The 1,076-nt window shown below is 49.1% G+C and carries 2 protein-coding genes; one reads left to right on the top strand and one right to left on the bottom strand.

The features are described 5' to 3' along the window. A partial coding sequence (locus tag CLV58_RS27900; RefSeq protein ID WP_146141578.1) for a hypothetical protein occupies positions 1-266 on the bottom strand: 266 nt, incomplete at its 3' end. A gap of 100 nt (positions 267-366) precedes the next feature. On the opposite strand from CLV58_RS27900, the gene CLV58_RS27895 reads away from it, so the two are divergent. Further along, positions 367-864 carry an SGNH/GDSL hydrolase family protein gene (locus CLV58_RS27895; protein ID WP_146141577.1) on the top strand — a complete coding sequence of 166 codons (498 nt, stop codon included), beginning with the start codon at positions 367-369 and terminating at the stop codon, positions 862-864. Positions 865-1,076 lie beyond the last annotated feature (212 nt).

Genomic DNA, 1,076 nt, shown 5'->3' with positions numbered 1-1,076 from the left:
GGGGGCGGCTGCTCGAGCGCGCCTAGTCTGGTGCTGGGCACGCCCAGCTGCACGGGCAGTAGCGTGTACTCGGTGGGTTTCACGGCCCAGTCGGGCGCGACAGTCACGGCCAGCGCGGGCAGTGTGCAGGGCAGCAGTGTGGTGAACGTGCCGGTGGGCACCAACGTGGTGGTGACGGCCAGCCAGGGCAGTTGCTCGACCCAGCAAACGGCCAGCTCACCCACTAGTTGTGGTGCGTCAACAGCAACGTATAGAGTAGCTATCATTGGAAACTCAATCACCGAACACCCACCTTATGAAGGTTGGGGCGGACCTGGTAACTATGGAATGGCTGCGAGTAGTCAATCGAATGATTACGTACACCGATTGATTCCATTATTGGAAAATGCTCATCCACAATGCAAAGTATTCTACACGGGAGCAGGTGCTTTCTGGGAGTCCGCGTACCGTGACAGCCAAAGTCCACCTAATTACCAGCAGTTATTTATTGACCCAATGACCACTTTTTTTGGCAATAATTATACAACTGATCTGGTGCTTATATCTCTGTCAGAAAACATAGAGGCTTCTCTATTTGATTTGAGCAAATTCAATCAGCAATTGGATCAATTAATCAGCGTCTGTAATCCAAAACCAGGCGCAAAAATTATCGTCCGGAATAGCTTTTGGGCGAACAAAGAAGCGTCTGATATCGCGTTCCAGAATTATGCCCAAACGAAAGGTTACGTATTTGTAAACTTAGATGCAATACGTGAGCGGACCGATTACAAAGCAAGTCAATACTCGAATGCGGGTGTAGCCCACCATCCTAACGATGCAGGAATGCAGGCAATAGCTACTTATTACTGGAATGCTATTCAGTAATAAGTAGCTACTTCACTTTATTTCTCATTATTTTTTTTAAAGCCTTTACCAATAATTTTTCTCAACTAGTTCAACTTTCTATCTTCAATCGTTTATGAATCGATCTTTCCGATCCCAGCCCCCGCTACGCTGGCTGGCGAGCCTGCTGCTGCTGGGCTCCCTCTGTAGCCTCATCAGCCTGGCCCCGCCAAGACTGGTAAAACTCCTGCCAG

Source organism: Spirosoma oryzae, assembly GCF_003002825.1.
GTDB classification, from domain to species: Bacteria; Bacteroidota; Bacteroidia; order Cytophagales; family Spirosomataceae; genus Spirosoma; species Spirosoma oryzae.
Note: the sequence above shows the minus strand (reverse complement) of the source record. Positions and strands in the feature narration are given on the sequence as shown.